The organism is Pectobacterium punjabense (assembly GCF_012427845.1).
Classification (GTDB): domain Bacteria; phylum Pseudomonadota; class Gammaproteobacteria; order Enterobacterales; family Enterobacteriaceae; genus Pectobacterium; species Pectobacterium punjabense.
The window spans coordinates 2,283,238-2,300,522 of record NZ_CP038498.1; the positions used below are offsets into that span (position 1 = coordinate 2,283,238).

The following is a 17,285-nucleotide window of genomic DNA, read 5'->3' on the forward strand; positions in this document are numbered from 1 at the left end:
AATATTCATCTTTCGAGTTTTAGCCCGTCATAATTTAATGGTTTCTATTCTTGATAGGCTATGGTGCCTTCTTCAGACCACGCGATCGGTAACCTTGCGCTCCTGAAATCTGTTGGGAGAACCCCTGCTGCGATGATATAACGATGGTTTTGCACCATCGTGTTCTTATATAGCGGCTTTCTTTTTGGGCATATTCTGCGCCATGAAAGCAGCGATAATCCAACAGACAGGGCAGGAGAATACCCATGTATCAACACAGAGACTGGCAGGGCGCGCTGCTTGATTTCCCAGTAAATAAAGTCGTTTGCGTCGGAAGCAACTACTCAGAACATATCAAAGAAATGGGAAGTGCAACCCCGAGTGAGCCAGTGTTATTCATCAAGCCTGAAACCGCATTGTGTGATTTACGCCAGCCCGTCGCCATTCCCAAAAACCTGGGATCGGTACACCATGAAGTCGAGCTGGCGGTGCTGATTGGCACGCCGTTAAAGCAGGCGAATGAAGAACGCGTCGCTCGTGCAATCGCGGGTTATGGCGTAGCGCTGGATTTGACGCTGCGTGATTTGCAGTCTGAATTCAAAAAAGCGGGTCAGCCGTGGGAAAAAGCCAAAGCATTTGATGGCTCTTGCCCGATCTCCGGTTTTATTCCGGTCGCTGAGTTTGGCGATCCGCAGCAAACCGAACTGGGTGTAAAAGTGAATGATGAAGTACGCCAGCAGGGCAACACGCGTGATATGATTACGCCGATTCTGCCGCTGATTGCCTATATGAGCCGTTTCTTTACGCTGCGTGCGGGCGATATTATTTTGACGGGTACGCCAAAAGGGGTTGGTCCGATCCTGTCTGGCGATATGCTGACGATTACGGTCAATGACCGGACGCTGAGCACACGTATTATTTAACGCTCTGGCTGCCCGTATCGAACGACGGGCAGCAACACTTCCCCGCAGTGCCTGCCAGAATCACGTATCTTTATTTACAACGCTATAGATTTACAACAGGAAGAAACATGACTGAACGCCCTTTTTGGCAGCAAAAAACGTTGTCTGAGATGTCTGACGATGAATGGGAGTCGCTGTGCGATGGCTGCGGTCAGTGCTGTTTGCATAAACTGATTGATGAGGATACGGAGGAGATCTACTTTACCAACGTCGCCTGTAATCAACTGAATATTAAAAGCTGCCAGTGCCGTAACTATGAGAAACGCTTCGAGTATGAGCCGGACTGTATCAAGCTCACGCGAGAAAACCTGCTGACGTTTAACTGGCTACCGGCGACCTGTGCTTATCGTCTAGTTCATGAGCGTGAGGATTTACCGCAGTGGCATCCGTTGGTCTGTGGTACCAAGACAGCCATGCACCGCGAACGTATCTCGGTGCGCCATATTGCCGTGCGCGAAAGCGAAGTGGTGGACTGGCAAGACCATATTTTGAACAAACCAGAATGGGCGCGATAATTTTTGTTCGGCGCGGGTTGTTGTATGACGAAAACAAGTTGCATGCCTAAAACAAGAAGCCCCTCAATCTGAATCTCTCAGAAGAGGGGCTTTTTATCGGGGGGAGAGTCAGTGCTCATTAGTCATCCCATTTGGGGCTCAGGTACGCCGCCAGAAAGCTAAGAAAGAGGATGCCGCCCAATACGGCGATGAAAATATTGATATTGCCTAACATGATTGTTTCTCCTGAATACATTAATTGCGCTAGAAATACCTCATAGGGTGAGAAGTCGTTGTTGACCTGCGATACCTACTATAGGCATGAGTGGGGTTGTAATGAAGAAAAAGTGCTCAAAAAGGGGCGTGTGGTTTAAATACCATTGAGGAAGAAAACACCGCACTTCACTACTGAAACCGAAACATCCATTTTTTTGCCCACCACTTCACATTTTTCTTTTTCCTTGTGCGAATCATGCTGTCGTCTCCGGCATAAATCGTGACGTGTTGTATAATTTTAGAGCAGTTAAACCAGCAGAGGGGGAGAGCATGTGATTAACTTTGAGAAAATCATCCTTGAATACAGCGAGCAGTACACCGACTTTGCTGCCTCCACGATTGCTTTCATGGAAAGTCAGGAAAAAAAGATCGACGCAGATGAAATATCACGAAGAATCCCGCAAGAAAAAAGGCCTTTCTTCAACGAGCGATTAGGCCATTATCGGGATATCTACAGGCCACAGCAGTGACGGTTGGCGTGAGTCTGTGAAGTGCAGAAACGGTTACCAGAAGCCCGACATATTGTCGGGCTTTTCGGTTTCTTAACAGATTATGTATTAACGGCTGAAGAGGTCGCGGCGCTTGGGACGGAAGGGCTGAGCGATCAGTACCAGCGCAGCAATCAACAGATAAGCAGCAAAGATGCCGAGCAGCCATTGTGGCATTTCCATCGAAAGGAACGACCATTGACGCTCTGAGCAATCCCCTGTCGCATTGAAAATGGCGGGAAGCCATTTGTCCAAAGGCAGCCATGACGGGAAGCTGACAAAGAAATCACAGGTGTTAAACGGCGACGGATTCAACAAGATATCCGTATGCTTCCATGCCAATCGAACCCCTTCGTACGAGCTGTATATCCAGAGCGCAATGGCAGGGTAACGCAACGGTGTTGATGGTGCGATGGCACCGACAATACCTGCCGCGAAAACGCCCCATAGTGCACAGCGCTGATAGATACACAGCACGCACGGTTTTAATAGCATAACGTGCTGAAAATAGAGCGCAGTCAATTCCAACGCTAAAGCGGTAAACGCCAGCAGCAGCCACGCACCACGTCCGCGTGAGCAACGATTAAGAAATCGCAACATAAAAATATTCCATGCTAAACATGATTAAAGCAGCAGTGTAAACCGTTCTGGCTTCACTGCCATCATTTCACTGTGCAAAACGTAACGATATGTTTATTTGATGCTTTTCTGTCATTTTTTCGGCGACAATGTCCCTGTGGATAGGAGCATCAACAGGGACATTGCCACCACCGTAATGACTATACACGATCGTGATTATGAGTGACTGCCCGATAGGGTCAAATTTGGCAAAGAAATCCAGTGATTATTCAGCAAAAAGTCAGTGAACGGCACCAGCGCGAATTCAACGCAAAGCAACCCGACCAGCGTCATCACTATGGTGTAAGGCAGCGCCATGATCACCATACGCCCGTAAGAGAGGCGGATAAGCGGTGCTAGCGCGGATGTCAGCAAGAACAGAAACGCAGCTTGCCCATTCGGCGTAGCAACCGAAGGCAGGTTGGTGCCGGTATTGATCGCCACGGCGAGCAGTTCGAACTGAGAATACGAGATCTGTCCATTTTTAAATGCATTGTGGGCTTCGTTAATGTAAACCGACCCCACAAAGACATTATCCGATATCGATGATAGCAGGCCGTTGAACAGATAAAACTGTGTTAACTGGGCGCTATCCGAAGATTGCAGGACGTAATGGATAATCGGTGAGAACAGGTGCTGATCGATAATGACGGCGACGATGGCAAAGAAGACTGTCAACAGCGCGGTAAACGGCATGGCATCTTGAAACGCTTTTCCGATAGCGTGTTCTTCGCTTACGCCGCAGAACGTTGTGGCCATAATAATCACGGAAAGACCAATCAACCCGACTTCAGCCAGATGGAACGCCAGCGCGATGATGAGCCAAACGCCAATCAGCGCCTGCACGAGTAAACGCACGTTATCCTGCGGCGTACGTTTTTCTGTCATGTCCCGATCATAATCCTCAAGTACACGGCGTACGCTGTCCGGCAGGTTTACCCCATAGCCGAACAGTTTAAAACGTTCGACCAGCACGCAGGTCAGGATGCCGCAAATAAACACGGGGACGGTGACTGGTGACATGCGCAGGAAAAAATTGACGAAATCCCAGCCAGCGCTTTTCGCGATAATCAGGTTTTGAGGTTCGCCGACCATCGTCATCACCCCACCCAACGCTGTGCCGACGCCAGCGTGCATGAGCAGGCTGCGTAAGAAGGCGCGAAACTGTTCCAACGTGGACCGATGCTCCTCGCTGCTTAATGCACTGTCATCGCTGATGTCGGCATCACTTTCACCCTGTTGGGACGCGAAACGGTGATAAATACCGTAAAACCCGATGGCGACGCTGATCACGACGGCAATTACCGTCAACGCGTCTAAAAACGCGGAGAGAAACGCTGCCGCTATACAGAAGGCGAGTGAGAGTAGCGTTTTGGAGTGAATGCGCAGCAGCAGTTTGGTAAACACAAACAGCAGCAGTTGCTTCATGAAGTAGATGCCTGCCACCATAAATACCAGCAGCATGAGCACTTCAATATTCCCTGTGACTTCATGCCACACCTGCTGTGGGCTGGTCATGCCGATGAGAATCGCCTCCAGCGCCAGCAGACCGCCTGGCTGTAGCGGATAGCATTTCAGCGCCATACCGAGCGTAAAAATAAACTCCACGACCAATAACCAGCCTGCCCAGAACGGACTAATAAAATAGAACAGCAGTGGATTAATCAGCAAGAAGCAAAAAATAGTCAACTTATACCAGTTTGGTGACTGCCCAAGAAAGTTTTTAAACAGTGCGTGGTGAAGGGGCATGCCAATCATGATGAGAAGAGAATCCTTATTCGTTAGAATAGTTTGATGGTTTTTATCATACCGTAAAAACTTTACAAATGGTCATAAGTCTACCGTTCGTCGCAGTGAGGGGCGGTTTGCAGTCACAATTTTTCATTGAAATGGTTCGGGGTCTGAGTACGGCGCTATATCATGATTCTTTCGTCTGGTATTATGGTTCGGCTTTTTTCGGCAATCACCGCTACGGATTATCAAACACATGGTTATAAAGGCGCAAAGTCCGGCTGGATTCGCGGAAGAATACATTATCGAAAGTATATGGAATAACCGTTTTCCACCAGGCTCTATTTTGCCCGCGGAAAGAGAGCTTTCCGAACTGATCGGCGTGACCCGTACTACCCTGCGCGAGGTGCTTCAGCGCTTAGCCCGCGATGGCTGGCTGACGATACAGCACGGGAAACCAACCAAGATTAACAATTTTTGGGAAACTTCTGGGCTTAACATTCTGGAAACATTGGCTCGGCTCGATCACGATAGCGTCCCGCAACTGATCGATAACCTGCTGGCTGTGCGTACCAATATCGCCGCAATTTTTATTCGGACGGCGTTACGACATAATCCTGAAAAGGTGCGCGATGTGCTGACCCAGTCAAACGCGGTTGATGACAGCGCAGAAGCCTTTGCGCTACTTGACTATAACGTGTTCCGTGGTTTGGCTTTTGCTTCTGGCAACCCGATTTATGGCCTGATCCTGAACGGTTTGAAAGGATTATATATTCGCGTAGGGCGATATTATTTCTCCAACCCAGAAGCCCGTAAGCTGGCGGTGAATTTTTACGGTCGGTTGGAAACGTTACGCAGCGAAGAGCTGTACGATCAGGTTATGGATGTCGTCAGACATTACGGTAAAGAAAGTGGAGCGATCTGGCACAGTATGCAGAGCGCCATCCCGCGAGATATCGCGGAAGTGCGCCGCTAAGACGTCATTCGCTTCATCGTGAAAACGTGAAAAGGGGATTCAGGTACTGCCTGAATCCCCTTTGTCTTTTATTGGCGAAGCTTTTTACCTGTGCCCGCTATGCGGATGCCGCCCCGTTACGCGGCGGGCAGCGCTCAATTAGCTCAATGCTGCCATCTGAGTTAGCCTGCTCCAGATAAACATCAAACCCCCACAGGCGATGGACGTGTTTTAACACTTCCTGACTGCTTTTATCTAAGGGCGCGCGGTTATGCGGAACGTATCGCAGTGTCAGCGCTCGGTTGCCGCGCAAATCCACGTTCCAGACCTGAATATTTGGCTCCAAATGGCTCAGATTGTACTGCGCGGACAACTCTTGCCGAATTAAACGATAACCTTCTTCGTCGTGAATCGCGGCAATTTCCAGATAGTTGTTTCGATCATCGTCCAGCACGGTAAATAGCCGGAAATCGCGCATCAATTTAGGTGATAAGAACTGGCTGATGAAGCTCTCATCCTTGAAATTCTGCATTGCGAAATGCAGCGTATCAAGCCAGTCCTTACCCGCGATATCGGGGAACCAGTAGCGGTCTTCCTCTGTCGGTGACTGACAAATACGCTTGATGTCCTGAAACATTGCGAAGCCCAGCGCATAGGGGTTGATGCCGCTGTAATACGGGCTGTTATACGGCGGCTGATAAATCACGTTGGTATGGCTGTGCAGGAATTCCAGCATGAAACGCTCAGAGACTCGACCCTCATCATAAAGATGGTTCAGGATGGTGTAGTGCCAGAAGGTGGCCCAGCCTTCATTCATCACCTGAGTCTGCTTCTGTGGATAGAAATACTGGCTGACTTTCCGCACGATACGCAACACCTCTCGTTGCCAAGGCTCGAGCAGCGGGGCGTTTTTCTCCATAAAGTAGAGCAGGTTTTCCTGCGGTTCTTGCGGAAAGCGTCTTGCTTGTTCTGGTGCCGTCCCCTGTTCGCGGCGCGGTAAGGTTTTCCAAAGGTCGTTGACCTGGCTTTGCAGATAGGCCTCGCGGCTTTTCTGGCGAGATTTTTCCTCTTCGAGCGAGATTTTCTGCGGACGCTTATAGCGGTCAACGCCGTAATTCATGAGCGCATGGCAGGAGTCTAACAGGTGCTCGACCTCATCCACGCCATAACGTTCTTCACATTGCGCAATATACTGCCGGGCAAAGAGCAAATAATCGACGATAGAGCTGGCGTCGGTCCAACTGCGGAACAGATAGTTGCCTTTGAAGAACGAATTGTGTCCGTAGCAGGCGTGTGCCATGACGAGTGCCTGCATCGGTAGCGTATTTTCTTCCATCAAGTACGCGATACAGGGATCGGAGTTAATGACGATTTCATATGCCAGCCCCTGCTGCCCGTGCTTGTACCGCTGTTCGGTTTCGATAAATTTTTTCCCGAACGACCAGTGGGCATAGTTGATCGGCATACCTATGCTGGAATAGGCATCCATCATTTGTTCTGAGGTGATTACCTCGATCTGATGAGGATAGGTTGCCAGACGATACAGCTTGGCTACCCGATCAATCTCGTCGAGATAAACCCGCAATAACTCAAATGTCCAGTCCGGTCCATCACTCAGGCGAAGTGTTTTTTTTACCTGATTATCCGTCGATATAGCCATCAGCGCGCCCCCTAGCATAACAAGCCTGTAGATGAGATCCCGTGTGCTGCCTTCCCGTTGGCTCCTGTCAAAAAATCATCGTGGTTCATTTAGTTATAGCTGAGCTTTGGAGACGCGGCAATTGACTAATTGAGCGTATTCAGTGGATAAATATCGCTGATGGGATAAAAAAGAACGGTGTTTGCACTGTCTATCAATCGGAGAGTGCGCTCCCCTGAGAGAGCGCAACATGCCGTCTGAACTAGGGGCGCTGATACCGTTTTAACAGCACCTGAATATCGTTGAGGCGAGACACGGCGAGCGTGGACAATTTCTCTTTAGAAATGTTGCGATCGAGTGAGATGCAATCCTTCCAGAGGGAACGTCCTGCAATCACACCAGAGGCACCATTTTTCAACGCGCTCTCTACCTGAGGGAGAAAAGTGGCGTGATCGACGCCCGCAGACAGGACAGCCCAAGGTATTTCACCACAGAGCGTGGTCACGCGCGCGCAGGCTTCATCCGATCCAGGATAAGGGATCTTCAACACTTTTGCGCCTTGCTCAATACAGGCCTGACAGCCCGCTGGAATGAGCTCGGGCAGGAGATGGGTATAGGCTTCGCGAGATTCATTTTCCAGAGAATAGGTGAGGAACTCGACGACGAGCAGCAAGTCTTCCTGTGCAAAGTCCTGAATCACGGCACGAAGTGTTTCAAGATTACGGGTATTGGCGTCTGTGATATCTGGGCGAAGATAGATCATAATTTTTCCGCCAGTGGCACCCCATTCACGCACTTTACGGGCCGTTACGCCCTCAACCATCGTGGAGATCCGATAGCCTTCCGGGCTCGTTTCCCAGCCAGAGGCATCCAGGCCGATGAGTAGGCCGGTATCGCGAGGCAAAATATTGTCGTCTATCAGGCCTGGTATGGCGCAGATCGGGTCAACCAGCACACAGCCCGCCTCAGCCGCTAGATAGCGTGTGATATCATATTTTGTTTTACCTAATGTTTCATTGGAAATGGCAGCTTGTGCCTCTGATGTTGGCGCTAATAGTGTGCGCATACCGCCACGTTGATCGCAGGCAATGACCATCATGGCGCCCGTCTCGTCACAAATTAATTGATATCCCCGGTGTTCAGCTGTTGTCATGGTGTTCATGATAATTATCCTCATAAAAATTAATGTAAATAAGCGATTAACCCAGATGTGTTTTGATCCATTGAATTAATTCCTGATGATTAATTTCCTTATCCTGATCAACCGTGTAACACTTTCCAATGCACATTGGCCGTGCCTGATGCGCGAGTGAAATTAATTCCGGGAGATACTCATCACCGGGATGGCCCTTTATTCTTTCATTCATTCTTTTTTGATACCGTTCCACAACCCGTTCAGGTGAGATAGCATTCCATATTTCAAGCGAATGCTTGACGCCACACGACGTGAGATATTCTTGTAATATCGACTTCTCACGGAATCCGAACCAGGCATCAAGTATGAAAATGTTATTTTCTGGAGCCTGTTGAACGATATTAAACATCGCCTGATACGCGGCGTATCCCAGCTTTCTATTTAACGTCCTGTCAATGACATCGCAGAACTGCATCATGAACGGCTCTTTTATTTCATCGAGGCTTAATCGTGGGAGATACAATTCGTCAGAAATAATACGTGCTACCGTGCTTTTCCCTGATGCTGGTATGCCATTTACTAAAATAAGCGTTTTCATAATACCCCGACAATATCATCTGCTGTGGTGGCACATCGAATACGAGAAAGCATGTCGTCCTGTTCTAATAAACTGACGATGGAGGCAATACCTTCTGTAATATGTGCATCGCTGTTAACACCACCGAACATAATTAAAATATCCACCGGCTCACTTCCCTGAATAGAAAGTGGTGTTTGCAACGTCAGTAAACTAAAGCAATTCTCAATGACGCCGCACTCAGGGCGTGCATGAGGAATAGCGATGCCTTCATCAAAAACATAATAAGGACCGTATTCCTTCGTGCTGTTTATTACAGCAAGCGGATAGCTCTTTGTAATACACCCTGCGCTGATTAATGGTTTTGCGGCACAATAAATAGCCTCTTCCCATGTTTCACATATCACGCCGAGTTGAATGCAATTGTGCTGCAAAAGGAAATTTTTTATGCTCATAAAGCCTCATATATTTTTCCGAATGGTGTTCCTGAGTTCATCTATCTGAATGAAAATAGTATCAACGCGATCCCGATAGTCAGGATGGGAAGAAAATAATTGAATGGCCTGGTTGTATTTAATCATTAGCGTTTTTTGTGTTTCACTATGGGTTGGATCTTGTGCTAAACGAGATTCAAGTTCAGCTAATTCCTCCTCAATTTCCCTGACGCGGTTGTTATCCGTATTATCACGACGGCCGGAAGAGGCGGTTGGCAATAAAAAACGTTTGAGTGAAGAAAACATAGTGACTCCTTAACAATCTACACCATGACATTAATGACGACAGGACATGCGATGTGTTTATGCGTTATTGCGATAGTTTACGATTCGCAATAAAGGCAATGGCTGCAACAAACGCGATAAATACGGCGACAAATAACCAGTCTTGCTGGAAGGCGTGTCCTAATATCAACCCTGTACCGATGACATCAGAATCACTGAAGGTGACGCCAGTAAATCCGAAGACTTCCAGTAATGGCACCAGAATGGCGGGTAACAAGGTAATGAAAAGGCCATGAACCACACCGCCGATAATTGCGCCACGCCGTCCTCCCATCGCGTTACCGAAAATACCCGCCGTTCCGCCCGCAAAGAAGTTGGTCAATAACCCTGGCAAAATCATCGCCAATCCAAACATGGGGAAGATCAGCATTCCCAGGATTGAACCGACGGTGGTGGCGAGGAAGCCAACAATCACGGCGTTGGGAGCATAGGGGAAGAGCACCGGGCAATCCAACGCGGGTTTAGCGTTAGGCACCAGACGCATGGCGATACCTCGAAATGCAGGTACCAGCTCATTAAGCAGCAGGCGTACGCCGCTGTAGAGAACGAAAACGCCCGCCACAAACTGCATCGACTGCATGAAGGAATACATCAGATAGTTGACGCCATTGGCATACTGCGCGATGTAGGCGGGTCCCGCAGCCAAGGCGGGGATAAGGTACATTGGCACCATGACGACGGCCATCGACAGGTAGGTATCCTGCAAGAATTTGAAGTTATCGGGCAGCGTTAAATCTTCTGTAGATTTGGAGTTTTACCGACTAGCCGAGCGACGGCAGCCTGCACCAGATATCCAATGGTACAAAAATGGCCCAGTGCAACATCATCCGAATTCGTGATTTTACGGACAATCGGCTGCGCCAGCGCAGGCATCAGCACGGCCATCACGCCGCCAAATATGCCTCCGGTGAGGATCAACGTCGCGCCGCTCAAGCCCGACTTATAGCCGATCACAGTACCGATGGTTGCCATCCACAGCAGAGCCTGCCCCGTCAGGAAGATATATTTAAAGGGAGTAATCCGCGCAATCAGGATGTTGACGGCAAAGATCACCATCAGCGTCAATGCGACTTCGGACCCAAGTTCGCGGTTTGCCAATCCGGCGATGGCGGCGACATCGGTGATGTAACCCTTCATGCCGAAACCGTGGGTAAAGATGCTGTTCAAGTACGTCAGGGCATCGACGATAATGTTAATCCCTGCCATCATGATGAGGAAACCAAGCAGTGTCTTGAACGTCCCCTCTGCAATTTTCCCTACCGATTTTTTCTGTAAAATCAACCCGATCATGGCGATCAGCGCGATTAGTATGGAGGCCTGGCCTAATAAATCTTTCACAATGAAATTGATAACGGTGTTCATTTTTCACCTCATGCTATTTATGAGCCTGGATGTAGGCTAAAATTTTTTCTTCTATTTCATCTTTGTCGGTAAGTTTATTAAGAATGATGACTCTTTTTTTCTCATCTTCACTGGCGTCGCTATTCAGGATCTCCGCAAATATTTTCTGGGTTAGAATGACGTCATAATTAAAGGCTGAGGCTTCTGAAATCGTGGTATGATTGATTTCTGCATCAATTCCCAATTTTTTCAGTACGGATTTCGCACTCATTTCGATAGCGAAACTGGAACCTAATCCACAGCCGCAAACGCAAAGTACTTTCAACATGATAATGGCCTCATATAAGGTGATGAGCTTTCGCGAGCTTATAAAAATGGCTTTCGACATCAACCAAACGTCGTTCGGAATCCTCCAGGTCAATAGGGATGGCTTTATTGTTGTTATTAATAATGATAATTTTATTGGTCAGCCCGGCGTTAATGCACCGGACCATTTCTTCTGCTAATAGTGTGCCCTGAATAATTTCTTCCCCGGTGGGCGCGCCATTTCGTAAACCGTACCCTAAAATGGTTTTTCGGATGCGGATTCCAACCTTATGCTCAATTTTCTTGATAATCGTGTCTATGGCACCCTGAAAGCCAGGCGTATATTCCTGAGTGTATCCTTCAGAGCATAAAATAATGACGCTATTCTGTTCTGCGATTTTCTCGCGAATACGTTGCGATAATGTATCAATGCTCCACGGTGATTCTGGAATGAGTGCGATATCGGCATTGCTCTTTAATGCTGCCTGTAGTGTTAGTTCACCGCAATAGCCACCGAGTAATTCAATCATAAAGACCCGACCTTGTAATCCCCGACCCGTATTGCGTAATTTCTCCACTTCACTCATTACCTGCTCGCAGGCGGTAGAAAAACCAATCGTATAGCTGTTCCCTGAAATATCATTATCGATTGTCATTCCTACACCGTAACAATGAATGCCATAGTGGCTTAACTTTTTTAGAAATTGAAATGAACCATCTCCTCCCGCCATAATGAGCGCATCGAGTTTTTGTTTTTGGATGTTTTTAACGATGTGCTCGTAGTCTGTTTTTCTACATTTTCCATTTTTTCGCCCTGATGCAATCAGCGGCATTGATGAAATGGAGTAATCTACCAAATCTCGACGAGTGAGGATTTTACAGCAATTATCGATAAGGCCATTAATTCCCCCATCGAAAATGACGATGTCAGCGGCAGTCATTCTATTCACCTGATAGATGAAGTTATTTATTCCGCTAACGTCGCCGCCGCTAATGACTAATCCAATTTTCATCATCGCCCTCGAAAATATGAATAACCGTCGTGTGAACACAATGTTATTAAACTGATAAGGCGTTTTTTTGATGGATGTCGCAATTTTGTATTTAATTACGCGTAAGCATGTCTTGACAGCAAGATTGTTGCTTCTATTTGTGTGATGATGGTCATAATTTAAAAACAAGCAATCTAACTAACGTGTTAATTAAACTGGGATTTAACATTTCTATCTTTTTTACTTTTCCTTCTCTTTTTTGCGAAAAAACGAAAGCGTATTTTGTGAATGGTTTCACAGTTATTTCGTTATGATTTCAGTGAAGAATCAACGGGACAAAAACATAACAATAAATAAATGTTATCGTCGAGGCAGGTGACAATTGCTTCCCAAATGCTAGAGTAGTCTTCAGTTTTACCTGTTAACTAGTGTTTTATTCCAGTGAATGAGTGATTCATTAGCAGATTAAATGGTCTTTAACGGTGCAAAAGGGAGAGTGGTCGCATGCGGGTTGTGATTCTGGGAAGTGGTGTAGTTGGCGTGAGTACCGCCTGGTATCTTGCGCAGGCAGGGCATGATGTCACCGTTATTGACAGGCAACCGGAACCCGCGCTTGAAACCAGCGCAGCGAATGCAGGGCAGATCTCACCCGGCTATGCTGCACCGTGGGCTGCACCTGGAATACCGTTGAAAGCGATAAAATGGATGTTCCAGCGCCATGCACCTCTGGCTATCCGGCCAGATTTCACGGCGACACAGCTTTGCTGGATGTGGCAAATGTTACTCAACTGTGATGTGCGCCACTATAAAACCAATAAAGCCCGGATGGTGCGTCTGGCTGAATACAGCCGTGACTGCCTGCAACAGCTGCGGCGAGATACCGGCATCCAGTACGAAGGTCGGCAAGGGGGAACGCTTCAACTGTTCCGCACCGAACAGCAATATGACAATGCGATACGGGATATTGCCGTGCTGGAAGAGGCTGGCGTCCCGTATCAATTGTTGGCTCGCCATGAGCTGGCCTCTGTCGAACCCGCATTGGCGAATGTCGTCGGGAAACTGACTGGTGGGCTGCGGTTACCACATGATGAAACGGGGGATTGCCAGCTGTTCACCCGTCAACTGGCCACGATGGCCGCTGATGCAGGGGTCACCTTCAAGCTGGGGCGTCACGTTCGTCAACTGCGAGTTGAAGGACATCATGTCACAGGCGTGCAGTGCGACGATGGCATGATTGTGGCTGATGCCTATGTGATGGCCTGCGGTTCCTATTCTACGGGACTACTGCGCCAGTGGTTCGATATTCCGGTTTATCCGTTGAAAGGTTATTCACTAACCATTCCTCTGGCGGATGATGCCGCCGCACCCGTTTCTACCGTGTTGGATGAAACGTACAAAGTTGCCATCACACGTTTTGATCATCGTATTCGCGTTGGTGGCATGGCGGAAGTGGTGGGTTTTAACACCGATCTGAACCCTAAACGGCGTGAGACGCTGGAAATGGTGGTGCGCGATCTGTATCCCCATTGTGGTCCGATCGAGCAAGCGACATTCTGGACAGGGCTGCGCCCGATGACGCCAGACGGCACACCGCTGGTGGGGCGTTCACCGCTGAAAAATCTGTATCTGAATACTGGACATGGCACGTTAGGCTGGACGATGGCCTGCGGGTCAGGGAAATTATTGGCAGATATTCTGTCAGATCAATCACCGGAGATTGAGTCCGATGATTTATCTGTAGAAAGATACGTTCGTTAGTGTATCTGTATTCAGTGTTTTGAACTAGGCGCGGGGCAGCGACGTAATGCTGCTCTTATGGTGACGCGTGAGCAGGCGGGCGCGTATCGCCAGCAGGGCGGCACAGAACATGACCAACGCCAGTGATATTTTTGACGGCAGAGGAATGGCCATCGCAATCAGCCCCAGCGCCGCACCGCCTGCCATCTGCACAAATCCTACCATCGCCGATGCAATACCCGCCTCGTTAGAATAAGGCTCCAGCGCATAGCTGGTGGACGGCCCGATCAAAAACGCCAGACCCGCACAGGCTAGCGCGACGGGGAACATATAAGTTGGCCAGGTGTCTTGCATCGCCTCTGGCAAGAGCGCGACGCCGCCGAGCAGCGAAAGAAAACCCGCCCCCATTAGCAGGCTACCGATAGCCAGACAACGTGGTCTACCGACTTTGCGGATAATACGATTCGCGAAGAAGCTGACCAGCATGATCCAAAAGCCGTTCGCGCCGAAGGCAATCGAAAACTCAAGCGGTGTGAGCTGTGCCTGATTCATTAACACCACAGGTGAAAAGGTGACATAGGTTAATGCCATCCCCATTGCGCCCGCATTGACTGACGCGAAGCCCAGAAAGTGGCGATCGGATAACAGGCGTGCATATTGGCGCAGCGGCAAGCCGTGTACGGGCAAGGTTGAATCCGGCCGTGTCTCGGGCAGGAAGCGGATCACGACTGCCAGCACTAGAATGCTGTAGCCTGCGAGGAACCAGAAAGGGGCACGCCAGCCGAAGGCCTCGGCTAAGAGCCCACCTAGTAGCGGTGCCAGCGCGGGTACAATATTCAGCGTACCGTTAAGAAAACCATAGGTTCTGGCAGCATCATCACCGTTTAGTTTGTCACGTACGCTGCTGAAAATGGCAACGGCGGTACAGCAGACGGCCATGCCCTGAAAAAGGCGTGAGAGAATGAATAGCGTGGCATCGGTGGCCAGTGCCGCCATGATCGCCCCAATGATGTAGATCACTACACCTGCCAGTGCCATTGGACGTCGACCATATTTATCAACCAGTGGCCCAGCCAAAAGCTGTCCTAATCCCATGACCAGAATAAAGAGGGCGACGGTGGACTGGATCAGCGATTCTGGGCTGTTCAGCGCCACGGCGATGGCGGGAATAAGCGGTAAATAAATGTCGATGCCCAGAGGGCCGAGTAGAACCAGAGTCAGTAAAATCAGAACAAATCGTTGCATAACAAAACAGAAATCTATGTTTTATGGGGCTGACAGGGTAATGCGCACGCTAGCGGAAAGGAAGTGTTATATTTGTGACGATGTCACAAATATGTGGCGGAAAATGAGTTTATATGTTCGGACGCGGGCGGTCATTAACAGGGCGGAGCGTCATGTGTCAGACATTCTCCCCCCTTAAGTCAGGCGTACTTAATGTGCCTAGGCTGTTTCAATACGGGGGTAAAAATCGTGATTCTCTCGCTGCATACGCTCATAGACTTTACGCAAGACGTGGTTAGCGTCTGCCCGGAAATCCCTATCATGGCCCACTAACTGTGAAGCTGTATTCCAGCGGCGGGAAAAGGCATCGTAATCCGCGGCAATGGTTTGCATTTCATCCTGATAATGCTGACTCATTTTCGTTAATTGTTCATCACCGCTGCGTTGCAGAGAAGGGTAAAGCACGCGATCTTCCGCAGAAAGATGCAGTTTGATAGTCGAACTCATGGCGACAATGGCGCGGGCGATGTCAGTGGCGTTCTCCGTCACGCCTTCTCGCGATAGCCGACGCAGGGTGTCAATGCTTGCGAGTATTTCGGTATGCTGGTGTTTGAATTTATCAATATTCATGAGCGATTCTCTGTGCAGGTATAATGCTATTTATAATACATGTATTTTAAATGCATGTTTATAGAAAAATGCTCACAGAGATAAAATCAGCCAGCTAACTGTTAACAGATAACTGGCCGATTGAGAGGTCGCTAATGCCCTACGGTTTGTTTACGGAAGAGTTCACGGAAGACAGGGTAAATATCATCCTGATCGCGGATATGCTGCATAGCGAAATTGTCGAACGTATCGCGCAGCGTTTCATATTCGCGCCAGAGCGTCTGGTGTGAACGTCGGGTGATTTCAATGTAGCTGTAGTAACGCACCATCGGCAGCAGCTGATTCGCCAGAATCTGGTGACACAGCGGCGAATCATCTGCCCAGTTATCGCCGTCCGACGCCTGTGCGGCGTAGATATTCCACTGTGACGGATCGTAGCGCTCGCGCACGACTTCCTCCATCAGCTTTAGCGCACTGGAGACAATGGTGCCGCCGGTTTCCTGAGAGTAGAAGAATTCCTGTTCATCGACCTCTTTCGCCTGAGTGTGGTGGCGAATATAGACAACGTCGACGTTTTTGTAATTTCTGCTGAGGAACAGATACAGCAGAATATAAAAGCGTTTCGCCATGTCTTTCGTCGACTGATCCATAGAACCAGACACGTCCATCAAACAGAACATCACGGCCTGGCTCGATGGTTCGGCTCGACGCTCGTAGTTCTTGTAGCGTAGGTCAAACGTATCGATAAAAGGTACGCGTGCGATTTTCTGGCGTAGTTCGGCGATGTCCTGCCGTAACCGTTCCTCCTCCAGCAATTGTGCGGGTTCGGTGTGCGCCAATTGCTCTAACGACTCTTCCAACTCATGCAATGTGCGGCGTTTACCCGCCGTCATCGCCATACGGCGTGCCAGCGAGTTTTGTAGTGAACGCACGACGCTGATATTGGCGGGAACGCCGTTAGCGGTGTAGCCGGCGCGATGCGTTTTGTATTCGGTCATCTGCCGATGCTGGGTCTTCTTCAGATTCGGCAGCGCCAGATCTTCAAACAGCAGATCCAGATATTCGTCTTTGGAGATCTGAAAGACAAACTCATCCTCGCCTTCGCCGTCTTTGCTGGCGTCTCCCTGACCGGAACCACCGCCGCCACCTCCTTGTGGCCGCTCGATTTTGTCATTTTGTACGAAGTGATCGTTGCCAGGGTGGACGCGGTGGCGGCGTCCTCCACGGCCCTGATGGAACATCGGTTCGTTGATGTCTGCATTGGGGATCGACACCGACTCCCCGCTTTCGATGTCGGTCACCGAACGCTTATTAATGGCCTCGGAAATCGACTGTTTTATTTGCGACTTATAGCGGCGCAGAAAGCGTTGGCGGTTCACCGTGCTTTTGTTTTTGCCGTTCAGTCGCCTGTCAATAAAATAGGCCATGTTTCCCCCAAACGCT

The 17,285-nt window shown here is 49.0% G+C and carries 18 protein-coding genes and 1 pseudogene; 5 read left to right on the plus strand and 14 right to left on the minus strand.

Annotated features, from left to right (window positions below):
- Window positions 1-245 precede the first annotated feature (245 nt).
- Window positions 246-902, plus strand: coding sequence for a fumarylacetoacetate hydrolase family protein (locus E2566_RS10275; RefSeq protein ID WP_107170565.1), 657 nt, complete (start codon window positions 246-248; stop codon window positions 900-902).
- Window positions 903-1,009: 107 nt separating this feature from the next.
- Complete coding sequence (locus E2566_RS10280; RefSeq protein WP_014699866.1) at window positions 1,010-1,456, plus strand: YcgN family cysteine cluster protein; 447 nt, start codon at window positions 1,010-1,012, stop codon at window positions 1,454-1,456.
- A gap of 118 nt (window positions 1,457-1,574) precedes the next feature.
- On the opposite strand, the gene mgtS is transcribed toward E2566_RS10280, so the two are convergent.
- Complete coding sequence (gene mgtS, locus E2566_RS10285) at window positions 1,575-1,670, minus strand: protein MgtS (RefSeq protein ID WP_005968788.1); 96 nt, start codon at window positions 1,668-1,670, stop codon at window positions 1,575-1,577.
- A 313-nt stretch (window positions 1,671-1,983) separates the two neighbouring features.
- Here mgtS and E2566_RS10290 point away from each other — a divergent pair, with 313 nt between their 5' ends.
- Window positions 1,984-2,181, plus strand: coding sequence for a DNA polymerase III subunit theta (locus E2566_RS10290; protein ID WP_010275471.1), 198 nt, complete (start codon window positions 1,984-1,986; stop codon window positions 2,179-2,181).
- Between the two features lie 87 nt (window positions 2,182-2,268).
- Here E2566_RS10290 and dsbB read toward each other — a convergent pair whose 3' ends face one another.
- Both dsbB and nhaB read right to left on the minus strand, forming a co-directional pair.
- Window positions 2,269-2,799: a disulfide bond formation protein DsbB gene (dsbB, locus tag E2566_RS10295; protein ID WP_107170564.1), complete on the minus strand. Its 531-nt coding sequence runs from the start codon at window positions 2,797-2,799 to the stop codon at window positions 2,269-2,271.
- Between the two features lie 195 nt (window positions 2,800-2,994).
- Window positions 2,995-4,575: a sodium/proton antiporter NhaB gene (nhaB, locus tag E2566_RS10300; protein ID WP_107170563.1), complete on the minus strand. Its 1,581-nt coding sequence runs from the start codon at window positions 4,573-4,575 to the stop codon at window positions 2,995-2,997.
- Window positions 4,576-4,804: 229 nt separating this feature from the next.
- On the opposite strand from nhaB, the gene fadR reads away from it, so the two are divergent.
- Window positions 4,805-5,524, plus strand: coding sequence for a fatty acid metabolism transcriptional regulator FadR (gene fadR, locus E2566_RS10305; protein ID WP_107170562.1), 720 nt, complete (start codon window positions 4,805-4,807; stop codon window positions 5,522-5,524).
- A gap of 97 nt (window positions 5,525-5,621) precedes the next feature.
- Here fadR and E2566_RS10310 read toward each other — a convergent pair whose 3' ends face one another.
- The 8 genes and pseudogenes from E2566_RS10310 to E2566_RS10345 form a co-directional block, all read right to left on the minus strand.
- The gene (locus E2566_RS10310) at window positions 5,622-7,163 is read right to left on the minus strand and encodes a SpoVR family protein (RefSeq protein ID WP_107170685.1); all 1,542 of its coding nucleotides are present in this window, start codon (window positions 7,161-7,163) and stop codon (window positions 5,622-5,624) included.
- Between the two features lie 241 nt (window positions 7,164-7,404).
- Window positions 7,405-8,304: a tagatose-bisphosphate aldolase gene (locus E2566_RS10315; protein ID WP_107170561.1), complete on the minus strand. Its 900-nt coding sequence runs from the start codon at window positions 8,302-8,304 to the stop codon at window positions 7,405-7,407.
- A gap of 37 nt (window positions 8,305-8,341) precedes the next feature.
- Window positions 8,342-8,875 (minus strand): P-loop nucleotide/nucleoside kinase family protein, encoded by a 534-nt coding sequence (locus E2566_RS10320; RefSeq protein WP_107170560.1) that lies wholly within the window; start codon window positions 8,873-8,875, stop codon window positions 8,342-8,344.
- Window positions 8,872-9,309 carry a PTS sugar transporter subunit IIA gene (locus tag E2566_RS10325; protein WP_107170559.1) on the minus strand — a complete coding sequence of 146 codons (438 nt, stop codon included), beginning with the start codon at window positions 9,307-9,309 and terminating at the stop codon, window positions 8,872-8,874. The genes E2566_RS10320 and E2566_RS10325 overlap by 4 nt, the downstream gene beginning before the upstream one ends.
- 6 nt (window positions 9,310-9,315) lie before the next feature.
- Window positions 9,316-9,594 (minus strand): hypothetical protein, encoded by a 279-nt coding sequence (locus E2566_RS10330; RefSeq protein ID WP_107170558.1) that lies wholly within the window; start codon window positions 9,592-9,594, stop codon window positions 9,316-9,318.
- A gap of 64 nt (window positions 9,595-9,658) precedes the next feature.
- Window positions 9,659-10,995, minus strand: a pseudogene (locus E2566_RS10335) (PTS sugar transporter subunit IIC).
- Window positions 10,996-11,008: 13 nt separating this feature from the next.
- On the minus strand, window positions 11,009-11,302 hold the full coding sequence (locus tag E2566_RS10340; protein ID WP_107170556.1) for a PTS sugar transporter subunit IIB: 294 nt from the start codon (window positions 11,300-11,302) through the stop codon (window positions 11,009-11,011).
- Between the two features lie 10 nt (window positions 11,303-11,312).
- Window positions 11,313-12,293 carry a 6-phosphofructokinase gene (locus E2566_RS10345; protein ID WP_107170555.1) on the minus strand — a complete coding sequence of 327 codons (981 nt, stop codon included), beginning with the start codon at window positions 12,291-12,293 and terminating at the stop codon, window positions 11,313-11,315.
- Window positions 12,294-12,776: 483 nt separating this feature from the next.
- Here E2566_RS10345 and E2566_RS10350 point away from each other — a divergent pair, with 483 nt between their 5' ends.
- Complete coding sequence (locus E2566_RS10350; protein ID WP_107170554.1) at window positions 12,777-14,030, plus strand: D-amino acid dehydrogenase; 1,254 nt, start codon at window positions 12,777-12,779, stop codon at window positions 14,028-14,030.
- A 24-nt stretch (window positions 14,031-14,054) separates the two neighbouring features.
- Here E2566_RS10350 and E2566_RS10355 read toward each other — a convergent pair whose 3' ends face one another.
- From E2566_RS10355 to E2566_RS10365, 3 genes are all read right to left on the minus strand, one after another.
- Window positions 14,055-15,254, minus strand: coding sequence for a multidrug effflux MFS transporter (locus E2566_RS10355; protein WP_107170553.1), 1,200 nt, complete (start codon window positions 15,252-15,254; stop codon window positions 14,055-14,057).
- Between the two features lie 198 nt (window positions 15,255-15,452).
- A complete protein-coding gene (locus E2566_RS10360) occupies window positions 15,453-15,863 on the minus strand; it encodes a hemerythrin domain-containing protein (protein WP_005968772.1) in 411 nt (136 codons plus the stop codon).
- Window positions 15,864-15,994: 131 nt separating this feature from the next.
- Window positions 15,995-17,269, minus strand: a complete 1,275-nt coding sequence (locus E2566_RS10365; RefSeq protein ID WP_168444501.1) for a YeaH/YhbH family protein — start codon at window positions 17,267-17,269, stop codon at window positions 15,995-15,997.
- Between the last annotated feature and the right edge of the window lie 16 nt (window positions 17,270-17,285).

Coding starts and splice junctions, on each gene's coding strand:
- E2566_RS10275 (WP_107170565.1), top strand. CDS start 246: ATGTATCAACACAGAGACTGGCAGGGCGCGCTGCTTGATTTCCCAGTA.
- E2566_RS10280 (WP_014699866.1), top strand. CDS start 1,010: ATGACTGAACGCCCTTTTTGGCAGCAAAAAACGTTGTCTGAGATGTCT.
- mgtS (WP_005968788.1), bottom strand. CDS start 1,670: ATGTTAGGCAATATCAATATTTTCATCGCCGTATTGGGCGGCATCCTC.
- dsbB (WP_107170564.1), bottom strand. CDS start 2,799: ATGTTGCGATTTCTTAATCGTTGCTCACGCGGACGTGGTGCGTGGCTG.
- nhaB (WP_107170563.1), bottom strand. CDS start 4,575: ATGATTGGCATGCCCCTTCACCACGCACTGTTTAAAAACTTTCTTGGG.
- fadR (WP_107170562.1), top strand. CDS start 4,805: ATGGTTATAAAGGCGCAAAGTCCGGCTGGATTCGCGGAAGAATACATT.
- E2566_RS10310 (WP_107170685.1), bottom strand. CDS start 7,163: ATGGCTATATCGACGGATAATCAGGTAAAAAAAACACTTCGCCTGAGT.
- E2566_RS10315 (WP_107170561.1), bottom strand. CDS start 8,304: ATGAACACCATGACAACAGCTGAACACCGGGGATATCAATTAATTTGT.
- E2566_RS10320 (WP_107170560.1), bottom strand. CDS start 8,875: ATGAAAACGCTTATTTTAGTAAATGGCATACCAGCATCAGGGAAAAGC.
- E2566_RS10325 (WP_107170559.1), bottom strand. CDS start 9,309: ATGAGCATAAAAAATTTCCTTTTGCAGCACAATTGCATTCAACTCGGC.
- E2566_RS10330 (WP_107170558.1), bottom strand. CDS start 9,594: ATGTTTTCTTCACTCAAACGTTTTTTATTGCCAACCGCCTCTTCCGGC.
- E2566_RS10340 (WP_107170556.1), bottom strand. CDS start 11,302: ATGTTGAAAGTACTTTGCGTTTGCGGCTGTGGATTAGGTTCCAGTTTC.
- E2566_RS10345 (WP_107170555.1), bottom strand. CDS start 12,293: ATGAAAATTGGATTAGTCATTAGCGGCGGCGACGTTAGCGGAATAAAT.
- E2566_RS10350 (WP_107170554.1), top strand. CDS start 12,777: ATGCGGGTTGTGATTCTGGGAAGTGGTGTAGTTGGCGTGAGTACCGCC.
- E2566_RS10355 (WP_107170553.1), bottom strand. CDS start 15,254: ATGCAACGATTTGTTCTGATTTTACTGACTCTGGTTCTACTCGGCCCT.
- E2566_RS10360 (WP_005968772.1), bottom strand. CDS start 15,863: ATGAATATTGATAAATTCAAACACCAGCATACCGAAATACTCGCAAGC.
- E2566_RS10365 (WP_168444501.1), bottom strand. CDS start 17,269: ATGGCCTATTTTATTGACAGGCGACTGAACGGCAAAAACAAAAGCACG.